Below are 18,934 nucleotides of genomic sequence, written 5' to 3'. Positions count from 1 at the left end.
CGCACATGAGCGATAGCCAGAACATGTCCGATGAGGTACGCGCCCGACTGCGCGCCATTCCCTCCGTCAACGAGCTGCTCGCAGAGTGGCCAGTTGTGAAGGCTGTGGGGGAGACCTGCGACGCGGTGGTGCATGCTGCCGTGACGGCCGAGCTCGACGAGGAGCGCGCTGCGATTCGTGCCGGTGCCGCCCCGCGTTCCAAGCGCGACCTGGCCTCGGCCATCGAGTGGCGTGCGCATCGCTCTGCGCTGCCGAGCCTGCGCCCAGCAGTTAATGCCACGGGTGTGGTCATCCATACCAACTTGGGCCGCGCCCCGCTCGCGGAGTCGGTCGCCAAGGCCGTGGCCGAGGTTGCGCGCGGGTACAGCACGCTCGAGTACAGTGTGGACACTTGTTCGCGCGGGTCGCGCAAGGAGCACGCCGCGCAGCTGATCCGCTCGCTCACCGGTGCCGAGGACGCGCTCGTGGTCAACAACAACGCCGCCGCGGTACTGCTGGTGCTGGCGACCCATGCCGCAGGCAAGGAGGTTATCGTCAGCCGCGGCGAGCTTGTCGAGATTGGCGGCAGCTTCCGCATCCCCGATGTCATGGCGGCTTCGGGCGCCAAACTCGTCGAGGTCGGCGCCACCAACCGCACGCATTTGGACGACTATGAGCGCGCCATCACGCCCGATACGGCGATGATCCTCAAGGTCCATCCTTCCAACTATCGCATCGAGGGCTTTCACGAGGAGGTGGGCTCTCGGGAGCTCGCCGCCCTGGCCCACAAGCATGGTCTGCTGTTCTACGAGGACCAGGGTTCGGGCGCGCTGTTGCCCGATGACATCCTGGTGCGCGGCGGCGAGGAGCCTACGCCGGCTTCGGTTGCGGCGGGGCTCGATTTGGTGTCGTGCTCGGGCGATAAACTGCTCGGTGCAGCACAGGCGGGCATTATCATGGGCCGTCGCGATCTGGTCCAGGCCTGTGGGTCGCATCCGCTTATGCGCGCCCTGCGCCCGGGCAAGTTGGCGCTCACGGCGCTCGAGGCCACGCTGTGTATCTACATGGATGGCGCCGATGTTGCCCATCGTGAGGTGCCGGTGCTCAACATGCTCACGCTTCCGCAGGCCCATTTGGAGCGACGTGCCCGCAAGCTGCGAGATCGTATGGTCGCCGGGCTCGATAAGGCCGGCTGCCCGAGTGCTGTTGAGCTGGAGATCGTTGATGGGTCGTCGACTCCCGGCGGCGGTTCGCTGCCTACCGTCGAGCTGCCGACGACGTGCGTTGCCGTGCGTCTTGTTGATGAGCGCCTGACGGTCGACGCACTCAAGCGCTCGCTCGTTCAGGACTTCGACACGCCGGTCGTCACGCGCACCTCGCACGATCGCATTTTGTTTGATGTCCGCACACTCGTGGGCGACCGCGATATCGAGACGGCGGCATCGACGCTCGTTGCATGCGTTGCCAAGGCGGCGCGCCGATGAGTGGGGCCGAAGCGTTGGTGGAATGCCCTGTTATCGTTGGCACGGCGGGCCACGTCGACCACGGTAAGTCGGCGCTGATCGAGGCGCTGACCGGCAAGAATCCCGATCGCCTGGAGGTCGAGCGCCGCCGCGGTATGACCGTAGAGCTGGGCTTTGGCGAGTTGGCGCTGCCGAGCGGCAAGATCGTCGGCCTGGTCGACGTACCCGGCCATGCCCACTACCTGCGCGCCATGGTGCAGGGTGCGACAGGCATCGACGTTGCCGTGCTGGTGGTCTCTGCCGTCGAGGGCGTAATGCCGCAGACGCGCGAGCACGTGCACGTGCTGGAGCTGCTGGGCGTCACGCATATGGTGGTGGCGCTGACGATGTGTGACCTGGCCGATGCCGAGATGACCGAGCTTGCCGAGCTCGATGTCGATGACTTTTTGTCGGGTACCGTGTTTGCGGGCGCGCCGATGGTCCCCGTGTCGTCCAAGACCGGCGAGGGGATTGACGCGCTGCTGGCCGCGCTTGACGATCAGGTTGGTACCTGCTGGGATTCCTGCCGCGACCGTGCCGAGCGTACCGATGCCGCGCCGCGCTTGCCGATTGACCGCTGCTTTACGATCAAGGGCGCCGGCACCGTCGTGACGGGAACGCTGCACGATGCGCCGGTTGCGGTGGGCGATGTGCTCGTTGCGCTGCCGTCGCGCACGGCCTGCCGCGTACGTGGGATCCAAGTGCATGGCGACATGCAGCAGGCGCTGCCCGGTCAGCGTGTGGCGCTCAACCTGGTTGGCGATGGCGTCGCTGCGCTCGATCGTGGTGAGATGCTCGGCGTGGAGGGTCGCTTTGGCCAGACGCTGCGCTTTATGATGTCGTTTACGTATTTGGGTCGCGAGGGAGCCAAGCCGCGTGTGCTCGAGTCGGGTGCGCGCGTGCATGTGATGGCGGGTACGGCCGAAGTCGTCGGCCGCATCATGTTCATGGAGGGCGAGGCCCTCATGGCGGTGGGCGAGACGCGAGTGGTGCAGGTACGCTTGGAGGAACCACTTCCGCTGCGTGCCGGCGACCATGCCGTGGTGCTGTCCTATTCGCCGGTCATGCTTATTGGTGGAGGGCGTGTGCTGTTGTCGCGTTGCCGCCGTTCGCGCGAACTTACTGAGGGGGAGCGCGTGCTGTACGCGGCGCTCGAGTCCGGAGATATTGCGGGCGCGGTGGATGCATGGCTGGCGCTGCAAGCGCTGCCGGTTGCGGCTGCCGATGTTACCGCGGCGCTCGATCTTGTTGCCGGTGAGGCTGAGGCGGCGTTGCGCGAGTTGGTGGCGAAGGGCGCTGCTTGCGCGCTTGCTGGCTCGGATGGCTCGCTGTATGCAGATGCTTCCGCGCTCGATGCCGCGATGGGCACGCTGGCGGCGACCCTGTCAGCTATGCATGCGGCGGCTCCCAAGGAAACGGGCTTTACGCCCGGCGCCGTTGCGCATGCTGCTTGGCCTACCGCTGACGATGCAATTGCCGCAGCCCTGATTTCCGAGGGCTGCTTGCGCGGCGTGTGCGCCTCTGAGGGCGCCGAGGTGTTCGATCCGCACTCCGCTGCCGCCGCGGCGCGCGTGGTGCGCGAGGCCTGCGAACGCATCGTTGCCTTGCTGGACGAGGCCGGACTCGATGCGCCGACGTTGCCTGAGGTGGGCGAGCAGTTGCAGCTCGATCGCGACACCATGACGCGCGCCCTGCGCGAGCTTTCGCTCAACCGTTCCATCGTGAAGGTCGAGCGCGACGTGGCCCTGTCCGCTGCCGCCGAGGCCCATGCGCGTGAGCTCGTCGCAGCTGCCATTGAGGCGGCCGGTGGCGCAGCCACAACGAGCGTGCTGCGCGAGGCCCTGGGCGTGTCGCGTAAACGCGCCATCAGCATCTTGGAGCACCTGGATGCCGTGCGCTTTACGGTGCTCGACAAGGAGGCCGGCGGCCTGCGCTCCCTGCGCTAGATTGGCTGCTTGGTTTGGTAAAATACCTCCGCACTTGGGAACGGATGGGCTCCGGTGGGCTCCGCGGTCCTCAAAACCGTTGCGAGGCGTGCAAAACGTCTTGGATGTGTTCGATTCACATACGTTCCCGCCATACGCTACCAGCGCTTTTGTGCTCGCGGTCTTGCTGCGTGCCGCAAAAGCGCTGTTTTGTTTTTGCATGGGTTTGCCGTGCCGCCCACTTTATCGGCGACGGTATTTGGCTTCGTGTGCTGGGTTTTGAGCATGCCGATGGAGGTGTTTTGCCGTATGACTACCGTAAGACGGGCCGATCTTTCTTGTGTCATCCAGGCGGGCGGGTTGTCGTCGCGCATGGGCCGCGATAAGGCGCGCATGGCGTTTTGCGGCGAACCGCTCATCGAGCGCGTGCTGGGTCGGCTGGCGACACTTGCCGGCGAGTTGGTCGTGACGACTTCGCGTCCCGGCGAGCTTGCCTACCTTGAGGAGCTTATGTTTGATGGCCTGCGCCCCCGCGTGGTGATGGACGTCGACGGTCCCGCCGGTGCCATGCGCGGCATCGCGAGCTCGTTGGACGCGGCCCGATTGCCGCTCGTGGCGATCGTCGCCTGCGATATGCCGTTTGTCTCGCCGGAACTCATCGGCGCGCTTGCCGGTCATGTTGAGGCCGAGGCGCTCGATGTGTGCGTGCCGCGTGAGGAGCGGGGGATTGAGCCGCTTTGCGCCGTCTGGCGCCGTGACGCGTGTGCGCCGGTTGCCCATGAGCTGCTTGCCTGCGACCGCCAGCGCATTCGCTGCCTGATCGACCGGGTGAACGCCGGGTATTTGGACGAGCCTCAGATTGTCGCGGTCGCCGGCTCGACGCTCTGCTTCGAAAACGTCAATACACCCGAGGAGTTTACGGCGGCCGAGTTGCTTGCCTAGACGATTGGAGTTGCCATGTCTCACGATATCTGTCCCGATACGGGAGAACCTTGCACTTGTGACGGGTCCGAGCCTTGCACCTGCGGCTGTGGCGGCTGTGGACATACGGCCGAGGAAGAGGCAGCGGCGGCTGCGTATCGCGAGTCGCACCGCGAGTCCTCGTCCGGTGGCGCCCTCGATCACGAGCGCAAAATCATCGTGTCGTTCGACAGCACCTTCGATGTGATGGAATGCGAACAGCTGTGTCTTGCCGCCGGTGTGCCCGGGCGCATCATGCCGCTGCCCGGCTCCATCACCGCCGGCTGCGGGCTGTGCTGGGCCATGCCGTTCTCGGGCGATGCGCTCGCCGCCTTTCGCGCTGCCACCGAAGGCCGCGTAACCCCCGCCGACTACCACCAGCTCGTCCTCTAATCATCAAAACCACCACAAAGGTGCCTGTCCCCAATGTGGTGGTTTGGAACATGTGGACGAAACAGGTTTGAAACACGGGTTTTGCGCATCAGACACTCAAAAACGCTTCTACCTGCATCGTAATCAAAACGAAACATCCGCCCGTCGGCTTATGCGAAACTTTGCTGCAACAGTGCGATATTATTCATACTCGATAAAGTTCGCGGTGCATAGGGTGCCGCGACCAACATTTTTCGTTTCCCATCATTGGAGGAAGCATGAGCTACACGCAGAAAGTTCTCGAAGAGCTCAAGGCCCGCTATCCCGAGCAGCCTGAGTTCATCCAGGCCGCGACCGAGATTCTCGGCACCATCCAGCCGGCGCTCGACGCCCATCCCGAGTACGAGGAGGCCGCCCTGCTGGAGCGCCTCGTCGAGCCCGAGCGCATCGTCATGTTCCGTGTTCCCTGGGTCGACGATCAGGGCAAGGTTCAGGTCAACCGCGGCTATCGCGTCGAGTTCAACTCAGCCATTGGACCCTACAAGGGCGGCCTGCGCTTTAACCCGACGGTCACCCTGGGTATGCTCAAGTTCCTGGGCCTGGAGCAGATCCTTAAGAACAGCCTGACCACCCTTCCCATGGGCGGCGGCAAGGGCGGCTCCGACTTTGACCCCAAGGGCAAGTCCAACAACGAGATCATGCACTTCTGCCAGTCCTTCATGACCGAGCTCTATCGCCACATCGGCCCCAACACCGACGTTCCCGCCGGCGACCTGGGCGTTGGTGGCCGCGAGGTTGCCTACCTGTTCGGTCAGTACAAGCGCCTGACCAACGAGTGGACCGGCGTTCTCACCGGCAAGGGCCTCTCCTTTGGCGGCTCGCTCGCCCGTACCGAGGCCACCGGCTACGGCCTGGCCTACTTTGTGGACGAGTACCTCAAGAGCCGCGGCGACTCCTTCGAGGGCAAGAACGTCGTCGTTCATGGCTCCGGCAACGTCGCCATCTACGCCGTCCAGAAAGTCTCCCAGCTCGGCGGCAAGGTGCTGGCCTGCTCCGATACCCACGGCTGGGTCGAGGATCCCGACGGTATCGACTACACCGTGCTCGAGCATGTCTACAACAAGAAGCGCTCCGGCCACGACAAGGGCGTTACGCTCGCCATGTACGTTGACGAGAAGCCCAACGCCGTGTGGCACGAGGGCGACGGCCGCGGCGTGTGGCAGCTGCCCTGCGACATCGCGCTGCCCTGCGCTCGTGAGAACACGCTGCTGCTCGAGGACGCTCAGGCGCTCGTCGCCAACGGCTGCAAGGTGGTCGGCGAGGGCGCGAACATGCCCACGACCATCGAGGCCACGACCTACTTCCAGGAGAACGGCGTTGCCTTTATGCCCGGTAAGGCTGCCAACGCCGGCGGCGTGCTCGTGTCCGGCCTGGAGATGAGCCAAAACGCCGAGCACCTGTCCTGGACCTTCGAGGAGGTCGACGGCAAGCTCGAGCAGCTCATGCGCGGCATGTTCCACAACGTGGACGACACCGCCAAGGAGTATGGCCAGGAGGGCAACTTCGTCATGGGCGCCAACATCGCCGGCTTCCTGAAGGTCGCCGACGCCATGCTCGCCCAGGGTGTCTGCTAAGTCTTCGCTCGACATAGCATGTGATGAGGCTCCCAGTCATCTTGGCTGGGAGCCTTTTTTGATCCGCATACGACGGAGGAAAACGGTTCATTTTGTCCCGACACGAGCTGTGCCCCCTCGTTTGGTACACTTAAACGTACTGGACAAGTGAAGAGATGGGGGAGAACGTGCTCAAGTTCGGTACCTACGTCCGTGTTGGAAACGCGGCCGAAGCCTATGAGCTCTTACAGAAGAACCGCAACAACAAGATTGTGGGCGGCGGCATCTGGATGCGCCTGGGTTCGCGTCGCGTGGCGACGGCGATTGACCTTTCGGCCTGCGGACTCGATCAGATCGAGGAGACCGAGACCGAGTTTCGCATCGGTGCCATGTGCACCCTGCGCCAGCTCGAGCGTCATGCCGGGCTCAACGCGCTTGTCAACCATGTCTTTGAGTTCGCCGTCCACGACATCGTGGGCGTGCAGCTGCGCAATACCGCCACGGTGGGCGGCAGCATCTACGGCCGCTTTGGCTTCTCGGACGTTCTCTCCGCCTTCCTCGCGCTCGATTCTTACGTTGAGCTGACGGGCGCCGGCCGCGTGCCGCTCGCGGAGTTCGTTGACATGGGCTACGTGCGCGACGTTATTGAGCATGTCGTGGTCGTCAAGCACGATTACCGTGCGAGCTACGAGGCCGTGCGCAAGGCCGCGACCGACTTTCCCTCGCTGAACGTTACCGCCGCCTGGTGGGACGGCTCCTGGCATGTCACCGTGGGTGCCCGCCCGCTGCGCGCGACCCTGCTGCAGGGCGAGGCGTGCGGCCTGGTGAATGAGCGTCCTTGCGAAAACGAGCTGCGTGCCCTGGCCGCGTCCGTACGCGCGCTGAGCTACGGCACCAACCTGTGGGGCTCGGCCGACTACCGCCGCCGCATCTCGGCCCCGCTGGCGATTCAGGCCGTGCGCCGCGCCGCCGGTATCGAGCTTTCGGCCGCGCTTGCCCGCGAGCTCGAGACCGTGCAGGTGCCTAAATTTGCCACGGACGAGTATTCCTGCCGCCGCGTGCCCGGCGTCGATTCTAGCGAGGTGCGCTAATGGCTGCCAAACTCATCGATCTTTCCTTTACGCTCAACGGCCGTAAGGTCAAGGTTCAGATTGCCCCCGACACTATGCTCTTTGCGCTGCTGCGCGAGCAGGGCTGCGCGTCGGTGCGCTGCGCCTGCGAGACCACCAACTGCGGCCTGTGCACGGTGTGGCTCGATGGCGATCCGGTGCTGAGCTGCTCGGTTCCCGCCGCGCGCGTCGAGGGCCGCTCCATCACCACGCTCGAGGGCCTCAAGGCCGAGTCCGAGGCGCTTGCCCGTGCGATGGCTGCCGAAGGCGCCGAGCAGTGCGGTTTTTGCGCCCCTGGCCTTATCATGAACGTGCTGGCGCTTGCCCGCGCCGCCAAGGAGGACCCGAGTCTCGTCGCCACGCGTGAGGAGCTCTCGCGTCAGCTTGCCGGTAACCTCTGCCGCTGCAGCGGCTACGAGAGCCAGCTGCGCGCTATCGTGCGCTTCCTCAACGAGTCCGGCGTGCAGGTGGGCTTCGAGATGCCCGAGCTGCCCGTCAACGAGACGAGCTCCGACGGTGTCGCGTACAAGCAGATCACCCACAAGCAGCCCAAGAAGGACTCGAAGGCCCTGCTCGAGGGTCGTCCCGTCTACACCGGCGATATGGTGCCCGCCGGTGCGCTCATCGTCAAACTCAAGCGCAGCCCCTATGCCCGCGCCAAGATCCGCTCCATCGATACGTCGCGCGCACTGAAGGTGCCCGGCGTCGTGGGCGTCTACACCTACGAGGACGTGCCCAAGCGCCGCTTTACCATCGCCGGTCAGAGCTATCCGCAGCCGAGTCCCTACGACCGCCTGATTCTTGAGAACCTCGTCCGTTACCAAAACGAGGAGGTGGCGATCGTCGCCGCCGAGACTGAGGAGGCTGCCGACAAGGCGCTCAAACTCATTAAGGTCGACTATGAGGTGCTCGAGCCGCTGCTCGACTTTACCCAGGCACTCGATAACGACATCGTGGTCCACCCCGAGGGCGACGTGACCTTTATGTTCCCGCAGGGCGGCGACGTCCCGCGCAACCTGGTCTGCAGCGGTACCAGCGATTATGGCGACCTTGACGAGGCCTTCGCCCAGAGCGACATCGTCTTCACCCGCACCTACACCAGCCAGGCCACGCAGACCGCGCCCATGGAGACCTTCCGCGCCTTTGCGACGACCGACGCGTTCGGCCGCATCTCGGTGACCACCTCCACGCAGGTGCCCTTCCACGTGCGCCGCATGGTCGCGCAGTCGCTCGATATCCCGCAGTCGCAGGTGCAGGTCATCAAGCCGCGCATCGGCGGCGGCTTTGGCTCCAAGCAGACGGGCTGCTGCGAGATCTTCGTGGCGTTCGTTACCCAGCAGACCGGCCGTCCGAGCTACTGCTGCTACACCCGCGAGGAGACCATCACCGCGGGCAACTCGCGCCACCAGATGCAGATGACCGTTAAGCTGGGCGCCATGAACGACGGCACCATCACGGCCATCGACCTGCATACGCTGTCCAACGCCGGCGCCTATGGCGAGCATGCCACCACGACGATCGGCCTTTCGGGCCACAAGAGCCTGCCCATCTACAACCACGTGAAGGCGAGCCGCTTTAGCTGGGACGCCGTCTACACCAATACCAACCGTGGCGGTGCGTATCGCGGCTACGGTGCCACCCAGGGCCAGTTTGCCGTGGAGAGCGCCGTCAACGAGCTCGCCGATATGCTGCACATGGACCCCGCCGACCTGCGCCTTAAGAACATCGTGCGCGAGGGCGAGATCATGCCGCAGTACTACAACGAGAAGCTCAACGCCTGCGCACTCGACCGCTGCCTGCTGCGCGCGATGGACATGATCGGCTGGCGCGACAAGCCGCTAGCCGTCGACCTGGGCGACCGCGTGCGTGCCCTTGGCTGCGCGCTCACCATGCAGGGCTCGGGCATCTCTAACGTGGACATCGCCGGCATCGATATGCGCCTGGAAGAGGACGGCTTCATTACCATCGGTACCGGCGCCACCGATAACGGCATGGGCGTCGACACGATTCTGGCGCAGATTGCCGCCGAGGAGCTGGGCGTGGAGAGCTCGCTTATCGTGGTGCGCGGCGTGGACACCGACGTGTCGCCGTTCGACGCCGGCTCGTACGCGAGCTCGGGTACGTACGTGACGGGCCTTGCAGCCAAGAATGCCGCGACCGAGCTGCGCGAGAAGATCTGCGCCAAGGCCGCCCAGATGTGGGACGTGGACGCCGCCGATGTGGTCTTTGATGGTCAGTACGTGCGCCTGTCCGACGAGCGCGCCGCGCGCGAGCAGAACCGCTACCTCACGCTGCGCGACTTTGCCAACCTGTGCGTCAAGAACATCGCGGGCGGCGACGCACTGACCTCGCATGCCTCTGCCTGCCTGCCCGTTTCGCCTCCGCCGTTTATGGCCGGCATTGCCGAGGTCGAGGTTGACAAGGCCACCGGCAAGGTGACCGTGGTGGATTACGCCGCTGCCGTTGACTGCGGCACCGTGATCAACGAGGCGCTCGCGCGCGTCCAGGCCGAGGGCGGCATTGCCCAGGGTATCGGTCACGCGCTCTACGAGATTGTCGAGCACGACGACCGCGGCCGCCTGCGCACCGGCAACTTTATGAGCTACAAGCTGCCCACGCGACTGGATATCGGTAGCATCCGCGTGGCCTTTGAGCCGAGCTACGAGCCGACGGGCCCGTTTGGCGCCAAGTCGATCGGCGAGGTCGTCATCAACACGCCGCTCGCTGCCGTTGCCTCGGCCGTGGCGCACGCCACCGGCCATCAGGTTCGCTCACTGCCGATCACGCCCGAGAAGGCCCTGCTGGGGGAGTAGGCGAGCTGGGGGTAGCTAATTTGGGACGGGGCCATTTTAGCTACCCCAGCCGTTAATTGGCCAACCATTCGCGCTATCAGCCGGGGTAGCTAAAATGGCCCCGTCCCAAATTAGCTACCCTTCCCTCCGATGGGCACTCGTGGTGAGGTCGTGAGCCTGTAAAAGGTGTGCGTGCGCTTGCCGTTCGTATCTGCTATCATTCCTAGTCTGTGCGCTCATGCGGGCGTGGCGGAATTGGTAGACGCGCCAGATTTAGGTTCTGGTGGGATTCCCGTGAAGGTTCGAGTCCTTTCGCCCGCACCAACGCACCTGCGTCGGCTCCCGCCGTCGCGACTCTTTGTTGCATAAAGGTACCAGCACCTCAGATAAGCTGGGCAGTATGAGGAGGAACGTGTTGAACATCACCGCTTCTGACGTCAAGGACGCCAAGCTCACCGCTACGGTCACCATCCCGGCCGCCGACGTCGACGCCGCGATCAAGAAGGCCTACAAGGACACCGCCAAGAAGTACCGCTTCCCGGGCTTCCGCGCCGGCAAGGCTCCCCGTCCGGTCATCGACTCTGCTCTTGGCGCCGAGGCTACCCTCGCTCAGGCTACCAACGACCTGATCGCCGCCAACGAGCCCGTCGTCCTCAACGAGCTGGACATCGTCCCCACCAAGAACGGTGACTACAAGGAGCTCGACCTTGCCAAGGATCACGAGGACTACATCTACACCGTCGAGTTCTCCCTGCGTCCTGCCGCTGAGCTCTCCTCCTTCGACGCCGTCGAGATCGAGATGCCTCCCGCGGAGGTCACCGAGTCCGAGATCAACAACCAGGTCGAGATGCTCCTCAACTACCGCGCTACCTTCGAGGACGTCGAGGGCCGCGCCGTCGAGGCCGAGGACTACGTCACTGTCGACCTCAAGGCCGTCGAGAACGCCGACAACTTCGCTGCCGAGGGCCGCATGCTCATCGCCGGTAGCGACAGCAACCCCAAGGAGTTCAACGAGGCCCTGATCGGTGCCAACGTTGACGACGTCAAGACCGTCACCTGGACCGACGAGGTCGAGGAGGGCGAGGAGGCCGAGACCCACACCGTCGAGGTCACCGTCAAGGGCATCAAGGTCCGCAACACCCCCGAGCTCACCGACGAGCTCGTCAAGTCCGACTTTGGCTTCGACAGCATCGACGCCATGCGCGACGCCATCAAGATCGAGATCGAGCAGGACAAGGCTTCCCGCCTCCCGGCCGAGAAGGAGAACCGTTGCGTCTCCGCTCTCGCCGAGCGCCTGCAGCTCGACGAGATGGACGCCGACTACGAGCAGTCCGTCTTTGAGGAGCTCGGCCAGAACTTCCTGTCCAACCTCGCTGCCCGCGGCATGACGCTGGACACCTGGCTGCCCGCTTCCGGCCTGACCATGGAGCAGTTCATCGGCGACCTGCACAAGCAGGCCAACGACGTTGCCCGTGAGTCCCTGGCTCTCGACGCCCTCGCCCGTGAGCTCAAGATCGAGGTCACCGAGGACGACATCAACGCCGAGTTCGAGAAGGCCGGCGTCAAGGACGTCGAGGCTTCCAAGGCCGAGTTCATCGCCGATGGCCGCATGCCTGCCGTCCGCGAGTCCATCCGTCGCTCCAAGGCCGTCGACCACCTGGTCGAGAACGCCAAGGTGACCGAGGTCGACGAGACCGCCAAGGACGCCGAGTAATTCTCGCCACCTTGCCCGCGAGCGCATGCGTGCGCCCGTGATGGGGTAAAGTTATAAACCGGTTATCCGGTTGCTTCGTACGGTGCCAGCCAATGCATAGCATGCGGGCACCGTACGTTTGTCTAGAACCATTATTGGTCCGTAAGAGAAATGGAGATGCGTATGATCGCTAAGTTCGATTCCGCCCTCGTGCCATACGTTATCGAGCAGACACCGCGCGGCGAGCGCAGCTACGATATCTATTCGCGCCTGCTCAACGACCGCATCATCTTCTTGGGCGAGGAGATCAACTCCGTCAGCGCCAACCTGGTCGTTGCCCAGCTGCTGCATCTTGAGAGCCAGGATGCCGAGAAGGATATCTCGCTCTATATCAATTCGCCCGGCGGCGAGGTCTATTCCGGTCTGGCGATTCTGGACACCATGAACTTCATTAAGCCGCAGGTCTCCACCATTTGCGTCGGTATGGCCGCGTCTATGGCCGCCGTGCTGCTTTCGGCCGGCGCCAAGGGCAAGCGCTTCTGCCTGCCGCACTCCAAGGTCATGATTCACCAGCCCAGCGGCGGTGCCCAGGGCCAGCAGACCGAGATCGAGATCGTGGCCGAGGAGATCAAGAAGACCCGCCGCGAGCTCAACCAGATCCTGTCCGACGCCTCGGGCCAGCCCATCGAGAAGGTCCAGGCCGACACCGAGCGCGACAATTACCTGACCGCTGCCGAGGCCCTCGACTACGGCCTGATCGACCGTATCGTCACCTCGCGCGATCTCGCCGCGAAGGACGCCTAGGATGGCAGGTAACATGCAGGACAGCTTTGACGAGAACGGCAACCCCATCCGTTGCTCCTTCTGCGGAAAAGAGCAGGGCCAGGTTCGTCGTCTCGTAAAGGGCCCGACCAACATCTTTATCTGTGACGAGTGCGTCGCCGCCTGCTCCGAGATCCTTGAGGAGTCGCTGGCTTCGGACTTTATGGACGCCGCCCGCAACGGCAATCTCCCGGGTTTCCTCAACGACCACGGACAGGCTGCGTCCCAGCCCGCCGTTGACCCCGAGATCGAGGGCTTTGAGCTCGAGGACGACCGTCAGGTCATCACGCACGTGCCGACGCCGCACGAGATCTATGACGAGCTTTCGGCCTATGTTATGGGCCAGGAGGACGCCAAGCGCGCCATGTCGGTGGCCGTGTACAACCACTACCGTCGCGTGATTGAGGGCGGTGCCGCAGTGTCCGCCTTTGACGAGGCCTCGGGTATGGGTGGCCAGTTTAATGACGATATGGACGAGGTGGAGCTCGCCAAGTCCAATATTCTGCTGCTCGGCCCCACCGGTACCGGCAAGACGCTGCTGGCCCAGACGCTCGCACGCATCCTCGAGGTGCCGTTTGCCATCGCCGACGCCACCGCGCTCACCGAGGCCGGTTACGTGGGCGAGGACGTGGAGAACATCCTGCTCAAGCTCATCAACGCCGCCGATGGTGACATTGAGCGTGCGCAGGTGGGCATCATCTACGTGGACGAGATCGATAAGATCGCCCGCAAGGCCGAGAACCTTTCCATCACCCGCGATGTTTCGGGCGAGGGCGTTCAGCAGGCACTGCTTAAGATTCTTGAGGGCACGGTGGCAAGCGTTCCGCCCACCGGCGGCCGCAAGCATCCCCAGCAGGAGCTGCTGCAGATCGACACGACGAACATCCTGTTCATCTGCGGCGGTGCCTTTGTGGGACTGGATAAGATCATTGCCGATCGCGTGGGCAACAAGGGCGTGGGCTTTAACTCCGAGATCGCCGGCCCCACCTCGGTCGACGAGAATGACCTGCTGCGCCAGGTGCTCCCGCAGGATCTCAACGCCTTTGGCATGATCCCCGAGTTCGTGGGCCGTACGCCCGTCGTCACCCAGACGCAGGCGCTCGACGAGGACGACCTGGTGTCTATCCTGACCGAGCCCAAGAACGCCGTGGTGCGCCAGTACCGCAAGATGTTCCAGCTCGAGGACGTTGAGCTTGAGTTTGAGGACGCGGCGCTGCACGAGATCGCCCGCATGGCGCTTGCCCGCAAGACCGGCGCCCGCGGCCTACGCGCCATCTGCGAGGACGTGCTGCAGCAGACGATGTTCGACCTTCCCAGCGAGGAGGGCGTTGCCAAGGTTGTCGTAACCGAAGCCGCCGTCAAGGGCGAAGAACAGCCCCAGCGCATCTACGGCTAGACCTGCCTAAAACGTGTTTACAAATAGCCTCCGACCACCTGCGGTCGGAGGCTATTTTATATATACGCAATAACCCCAACTACCTGTGTTATTCTGTGTGTTTGTTTAAGCCTCAGCGAAGTCATTCAGACTGAAGTAATCGATACCTAAGGGGAGGAATGCAGACCCTGGCGGGCCTACATTCCTCCCCGGCGGGACAGGGAGAGATATATGGAAGAAATGCCCAAGAACTACGATCCGTCGACCAACGAGCCGGCGATCCTGCAGAAGTGGCTTGACGGCGGCTACTACAGGCGCCGCGAGGGCGTGGGCGACTGCACCGTCACCATTCCGCCTCCCAACGTGACCGGCAAGCTTCACATGGGTCACGCCACCGACGACTCCATCCAGGATGCCATCATCCGTATGGCCCGCATGCGCGGCAAGTCCACGCGCTGGGTGCTGGGCACCGACCACGCCGGTATCGCCACGCAGACCAAGGTCGACAAGAAGCTCAAGAGCGAGGGCATTAGCCGCCTGGAGATTGGCCGTGACAAGTTTGTCGACGCCTGCTGGGACTGGACCCACGAGTACGGCGGCATCATCGTCGAGCAGATCAAGCGCATGGGCTGCTCCGTCGACTTCGACAACGAGCGCTTTACCATGGACGAGGACTATGCCCAGGCCGTGCGCAAGGTCTTTTGCGACTGGTACCACGACGGTCTGATCTATCGCGGCAAGCGCATCGTCAACTGGTGCCCCAACTGCACTACCGCTATCTCGGACGACGAGGCCGAGTACAAGGACGAGAAGGGCCACCTGTGGCACCTGCGCTATCCGCTGGCCGAGCCGGTCAACGGCCAGGACTACATCGTCGTCGCCACCACGCGTCCCGAGACCATGCTCGGCGACACGGGCGTCGCCGTCTCCCCGAAGGACCCCGAGAAGGCCGCCTTTGTGGGTAAGACCGTCAAGCTCCCCATCGTCGACCGCGAGATTCCCATCTTTGAGGATTGGCACGTCGACGCTAACTTTGGCTCTGGCTTCGTCAAGGTCACCCCGGCCCACGACCCCAACGACTACGCCATGGGTCAGGCCCACGACCTGCCGCAGATCAACATCTTCGACGAGCATGCGGTGGTCGTCGAGGGTTACGGCGAGTTTACCGGCATGAACCGCGACGAGTGCCGCGAGGCCGTCATCAAGTGGTTTGAGGAGCACGACCTGCTCGATCACGTCGACGAACTCGATCACTCCGTCATGCACTGCTACCGTTGCGACTCCGCGCTGGAGCCGTGGCTTTCCGAGCAGTGGTTTGTGGCCGTCGATAAGCTCAAGGGGCCGGCGCTCGACGCCGTCAACTCCGGCAAGGTCACCTTCCACCCCGCGCGCTGGACGCAGACCTACACCACCTGGATGGAAAACCTCAAGGACTGGTGCATCAGCCGCCAGCTGTGGTGGGGCCACCGCATCCCCGTGTTCTACTGCGAGGACTGCGGCTGGGAGGACGCCCTTACCGAGGACACCGACGTGTGCCCCAAGTGCGGCGGCCATCACGTGCATCAGGACGAGAACGTGCTGGACACATGGTTTAGCTCGCAGCTTTGGACCTTCGCCACGCAGGGCTGGCCGCAAAAGCCGGAGCTGCTCGAGGGCCATCACCCCACGACGGCGCTCGTCACCGCGCGCGACATCATCGCGCTGTGGGTCGCCCGCATGGTCATGAGCTCGCTGTACTTCCTGGACGAGGTGCCGTTTAAGGACGTCGTCATCTACCCGACGATCCTGGCCAAGGACGGCAGCCGCATGTCCAAGTCCAAGGGCAACGGCGTTGACCCCATGGACCTCATTGGCATGTACGGCGCCGACGCCATGCGCTTCAACCTGCTCACGCTGTGCACCAACAACCAGGATGTTAAGTTCGACGCGAACATCGACAAGAAGACCAAGAAGCTTATCGACAGCCCGCGTACCGAGCAGGCCAAGAGCTTTGTGACCAAGATCTGGAACGCCAGCCGTTTCCTGCTCATGAACATGGAGGGCTACACGCCCGGCGAGCCCGTCGTGGAGACGCCGGCCGACGCCTGGATGTTCAGCCGCCTGGCCAAGGCCGTGAAGATGGTCACCGAGGGCATCGAGAACTATACCTTTGGCGACATGGCCCGCGGCGTGCAGCAGTTCTTCTGGAACGAGGTCTGCGACTGGTACGTCGAGGTTACCAAGGCCCGCCTGAAGGGCGAAGGCCGTCTGCAGGCTCAGCGCAATCTGATCTTTGTGCTCGACACCTCCATTCGCCTGATGCACCCGCTTATGCCGTTTGTCACCGAGGAGATCTGGGACAACATGCCGGCGAGTGTGCTCGACCTGGATGCCGAGGGCAACGTGAACCGCGCCGAGGCGCTCATGATCGCCAAGTGGCCCGAGCCCGCCGACTACGCCAAATATGTTGACGAGGACGCCGAGCGCGCGTTTGAGCTGTGCCGTACCGTCGTGTCTGCCGCCCGCGCCACCCGTTCGCGTTACCGCTTGAGCCCCAAGGCCGAGCTCGACGTTGTCGTGCGCGCCGGTGCCGAGGACATCGAGAAGCTCGAGAGCCTGCGTTCGACCATCGAGCCGCTGGCAAACACTGCCTCGCTGGTCATGGGCACCGACGTTGAGAAGCCGGCTGCGAGCATCGCCGTGGTCGACAGCGGCGTCGAGGTCTTTGTGGTGCTCGAGGGCAAGGTTGACCTTTCGGCCGAGAAGGCGCGCCTGGAGAAGGAGATCGCCGCGGCCCAGAAGGAGCTCGCCGGCTGCGAGAAGACGCTCGCCAACGAGGGCTTTGTGGCTAAGGCTGCGCCCGCCGTGGTCCAGAAGAAGAGGGACCGTGCGGCTGAGCTCAAGGAGATCCTGGTGGCGCTGACTGCTCAGGTTGCTGACTTCTCGTAGATCTTACTGAGGGGCGCGTCCCGACGCTTTGCTCTCCGCTGCGGACACCTATTCCGCCGTTCTAACGAACGGCGGCTGGCTCGACGCTGCAAACGCCTCTGATGGCCAATCTGCCGTTCAACTTCGGGCGCATGGGCATAAGCCCTATGCGCCCTTGTTTCACGGCACCTTGGCTTATCAGAGGCGTTTTCGCTGACTATCCTCAACCTATACTGTTTTATTTTTCTATGAATGGCGGTTCTGAAAATGCCTAAGCGTTCTGGCTTGTATACCGTTCCTTTTGAGTTTGATTTGCTTTCGTTTGATGAGGCTGTGGGGCTTGCTGCTGATACGGGGCGGATTTCTGGGGATGCTGGGCCTCTGCTTGAGACGGTTGTCGATATGCTCGATGAGCTGGGACGTCCGGACGAGTATTTCGATTGCATTCAGGTTGCCGGTACCAATGGCAAGACTTCGACCACGCGTTTTTCGGCTGCCATCCTTCGTGGTGAGGGGTTAAAGACCGCACTGTATACGTCGCCGCAGTTGGTGCACTATCCCGAGCGCATGGAGGTTGATGGGCGCGTCGTGAGCGATGGGTCGTTTGCCCGCGGCGTTTCTGCCGCCGTCGAGGCGGGGCATCGCGTGAATGCTCGTCGTGTGGCGGCGGGGGAGCGCGCCTATACCATCACGCCGTTTGACCTGCTGACGGCTGCCGCGCTGGTGGTGTTTGCCGAGGCTGCAGTGGACGTTGCTGTGCTCGAGGTTGGCATGGGCGGCCGTTGGGACGCCACGAGTGCGACCGATCCCGTCGCCGTTGCCATTACGGGCATCGGGCTCGACCACACGCGCATCCTGGGCGACACGCTCGAGGCCATTGCGGGGGAGAAGGCTGCCGTCATCAAGCCCGGGCGCTTGGTTGTGCTGGGCGAGGGCACGCACGAGCCGAGCGTTCAGCGCGTGATGGATGCGCGTTGCCGCGAGTGCGGCGTTGTGCCGCTCGTGGTGAGCCATACGACGACCAAGGCGCCGGCGCATGTAGGCGATGCGGTGGAGTTCAGCTGCACCACGCCGCGTGCGATCTATACGTCAAGTATGGTCAAGCCGGCGTACCAGCCGCAGAATGCCGCGTGCGCGATTATGCTGTGCGAGGGGTATCTGGGTCGCGAGCTCGACCACGATGTGCTTGATGGTTCGCTCATGGGCTGCCCCACGCCGGGTCGCTTTGATGTGCTGGGAACCGATCCGCTCAAGTTGATCGACGCTTGCCATAACCCCCAGAGCTGCGAGAACTTTGTGAGCGCGCTGGACGAGATCGACCCGTGCGTGGAGAATCGCCCCACGCTGCTGTGCGCCGCGCTGGCCGACAAGGATGTGGCGGGCATCGTTGATGTGCTGATCCCGGCCTTCCCGCGCGTGGTCGTAACCCAGACCGATTCTGATCGCGCCCTACCGGCAGAGGAGCTTGCTGCCCTGGTGGATGCCGGCAAGCTCGCGGGCGTGTACCCCAGCGTATCCGAGGCCCTTTCGGCTTTCGATGCCGCAGGCGAGCCTTTCGTAGCAGCAGGCACCATCACCCTAGCCGGCGAAGTGGCAGGCTTGCTCCGCTAGATCCCTTCCGCAGGATAGCTAGTTGACCTGCTCGCCATGAAATGGGCCTATCTACTACGTTTGACCGGCTGCCCTCAACCATGCCGAGAATCGCAAAATCAAAACCGACGCTCCTATAAGTTGTCAAGAGGCAGTTTGCGGGAGCGTTCTCTCCAATTCGCACAGGAGCTCGTAATACCTCCTCTCCAGTTTCGTCGACCGCCGTTTCCCCCGTTCCAAGTGCCCGAGTGTGGCTGCGGACAGGCCGAGCTCCGCGGCGGCTTTCTTCTGAGTC

12 protein-coding genes and 2 tRNA genes are annotated in these 18,934 nt (G+C 63.6%); all 14 read left to right on the top strand.

Annotation, left to right across the window (positions count from 1 at the left end; translation table 11 throughout):
• Nucleotides 1-5: 5 nt before the first annotated feature.
• A complete protein-coding gene (selA, locus tag AAAX59_RS00855) occupies nt 6-1,463 on the top strand; it encodes an L-seryl-tRNA(Sec) selenium transferase (RefSeq protein WP_349070049.1) in 1,458 nt (485 codons plus the stop codon).
• On the top strand, nt 1,460-3,427 hold the full coding sequence (gene selB, locus AAAX59_RS00850; protein WP_349070048.1) for a selenocysteine-specific translation elongation factor: 1,968 nt from the start codon (nt 1,460-1,462) through the stop codon (nt 3,425-3,427). Before selA ends, selB begins: the two co-directional genes overlap by 4 nt.
• Before the next feature lie 36 nt (nt 3,428-3,463).
• Nucleotides 3,464-3,560 (top strand) — tRNA-Sec (locus AAAX59_RS00845).
• A gap of 155 nt (nt 3,561-3,715) precedes the next feature.
• Complete coding sequence (locus tag AAAX59_RS00840; RefSeq protein WP_349070046.1) at nt 3,716-4,348, top strand: molybdenum cofactor guanylyltransferase; 633 nt, start codon at nt 3,716-3,718, stop codon at nt 4,346-4,348.
• Between the two features lie 15 nt (nt 4,349-4,363).
• The gene (locus tag AAAX59_RS00835; protein ID WP_349070044.1) at nt 4,364-4,759 is read left to right on the top strand and encodes a DUF3343 domain-containing protein; all 396 of its coding nucleotides are present in this window, start codon (nt 4,364-4,366) and stop codon (nt 4,757-4,759) included.
• 257 nt (nt 4,760-5,016) lie between these two features.
• Complete coding sequence (gene gdhA / locus AAAX59_RS00830; RefSeq protein WP_022095186.1) at nt 5,017-6,372, top strand: NADP-specific glutamate dehydrogenase; 1,356 nt, start codon at nt 5,017-5,019, stop codon at nt 6,370-6,372.
• Nucleotides 6,373-6,539: 167 nt separating this feature from the next.
• The gene (locus tag AAAX59_RS00825) at nt 6,540-7,442 is read left to right on the top strand and encodes an FAD binding domain-containing protein (protein WP_199409459.1); all 903 of its coding nucleotides are present in this window, start codon (nt 6,540-6,542) and stop codon (nt 7,440-7,442) included.
• Nucleotides 7,442-10,273: a molybdopterin cofactor-binding domain-containing protein gene (locus AAAX59_RS00820; RefSeq protein WP_349070041.1), complete on the top strand. Its 2,832-nt coding sequence runs from the start codon at nt 7,442-7,444 to the stop codon at nt 10,271-10,273. Before AAAX59_RS00825 ends, AAAX59_RS00820 begins: the two co-directional genes overlap by 1 nt.
• A gap of 219 nt (nt 10,274-10,492) precedes the next feature.
• A tRNA-Leu gene (locus AAAX59_RS00815) sits at nt 10,493-10,576 on the top strand.
• Between the two features lie 88 nt (nt 10,577-10,664).
• Nucleotides 10,665-11,966: a trigger factor gene (gene tig / locus AAAX59_RS00810; protein WP_349070039.1), complete on the top strand. Its 1,302-nt coding sequence runs from the start codon at nt 10,665-10,667 to the stop codon at nt 11,964-11,966.
• Nucleotides 11,967-12,128: 162 nt separating this feature from the next.
• The gene (locus tag AAAX59_RS00805; protein ID WP_022095182.1) at nt 12,129-12,749 is read left to right on the top strand and encodes an ATP-dependent Clp protease proteolytic subunit; all 621 of its coding nucleotides are present in this window, start codon (nt 12,129-12,131) and stop codon (nt 12,747-12,749) included.
• Between the two features lies 1 nt (nt 12,750).
• Nucleotides 12,751-14,163, top strand: a complete 1,413-nt coding sequence (clpX, locus tag AAAX59_RS00800) for an ATP-dependent Clp protease ATP-binding subunit ClpX (RefSeq protein ID WP_349070036.1) — start codon at nt 12,751-12,753, stop codon at nt 14,161-14,163.
• Nucleotides 14,164-14,373: 210 nt separating this feature from the next.
• Entirely contained in the window at nt 14,374-17,070 is a 2,697-nt protein-coding gene (locus AAAX59_RS00795; protein ID WP_349070033.1) for a valine--tRNA ligase, read from the top strand.
• A 246-nt stretch (nt 17,071-17,316) separates the two neighbouring features.
• Entirely contained in the window at nt 17,317-18,660 is a 1,344-nt protein-coding gene (locus AAAX59_RS00790; protein ID WP_349070030.1) for a Mur ligase family protein, read from the top strand.
• Nucleotides 18,661-18,934: the final 274 nt, after the last annotated feature.

The organism is Collinsella sp. CLA-ER-H2 (assembly GCF_040092405.1).
Classification (GTDB): Bacteria; Actinomycetota; Coriobacteriia; order Coriobacteriales; family Coriobacteriaceae; genus Collinsella.
This window is presented reverse-complemented; position numbering and strand designations above follow the sequence as displayed.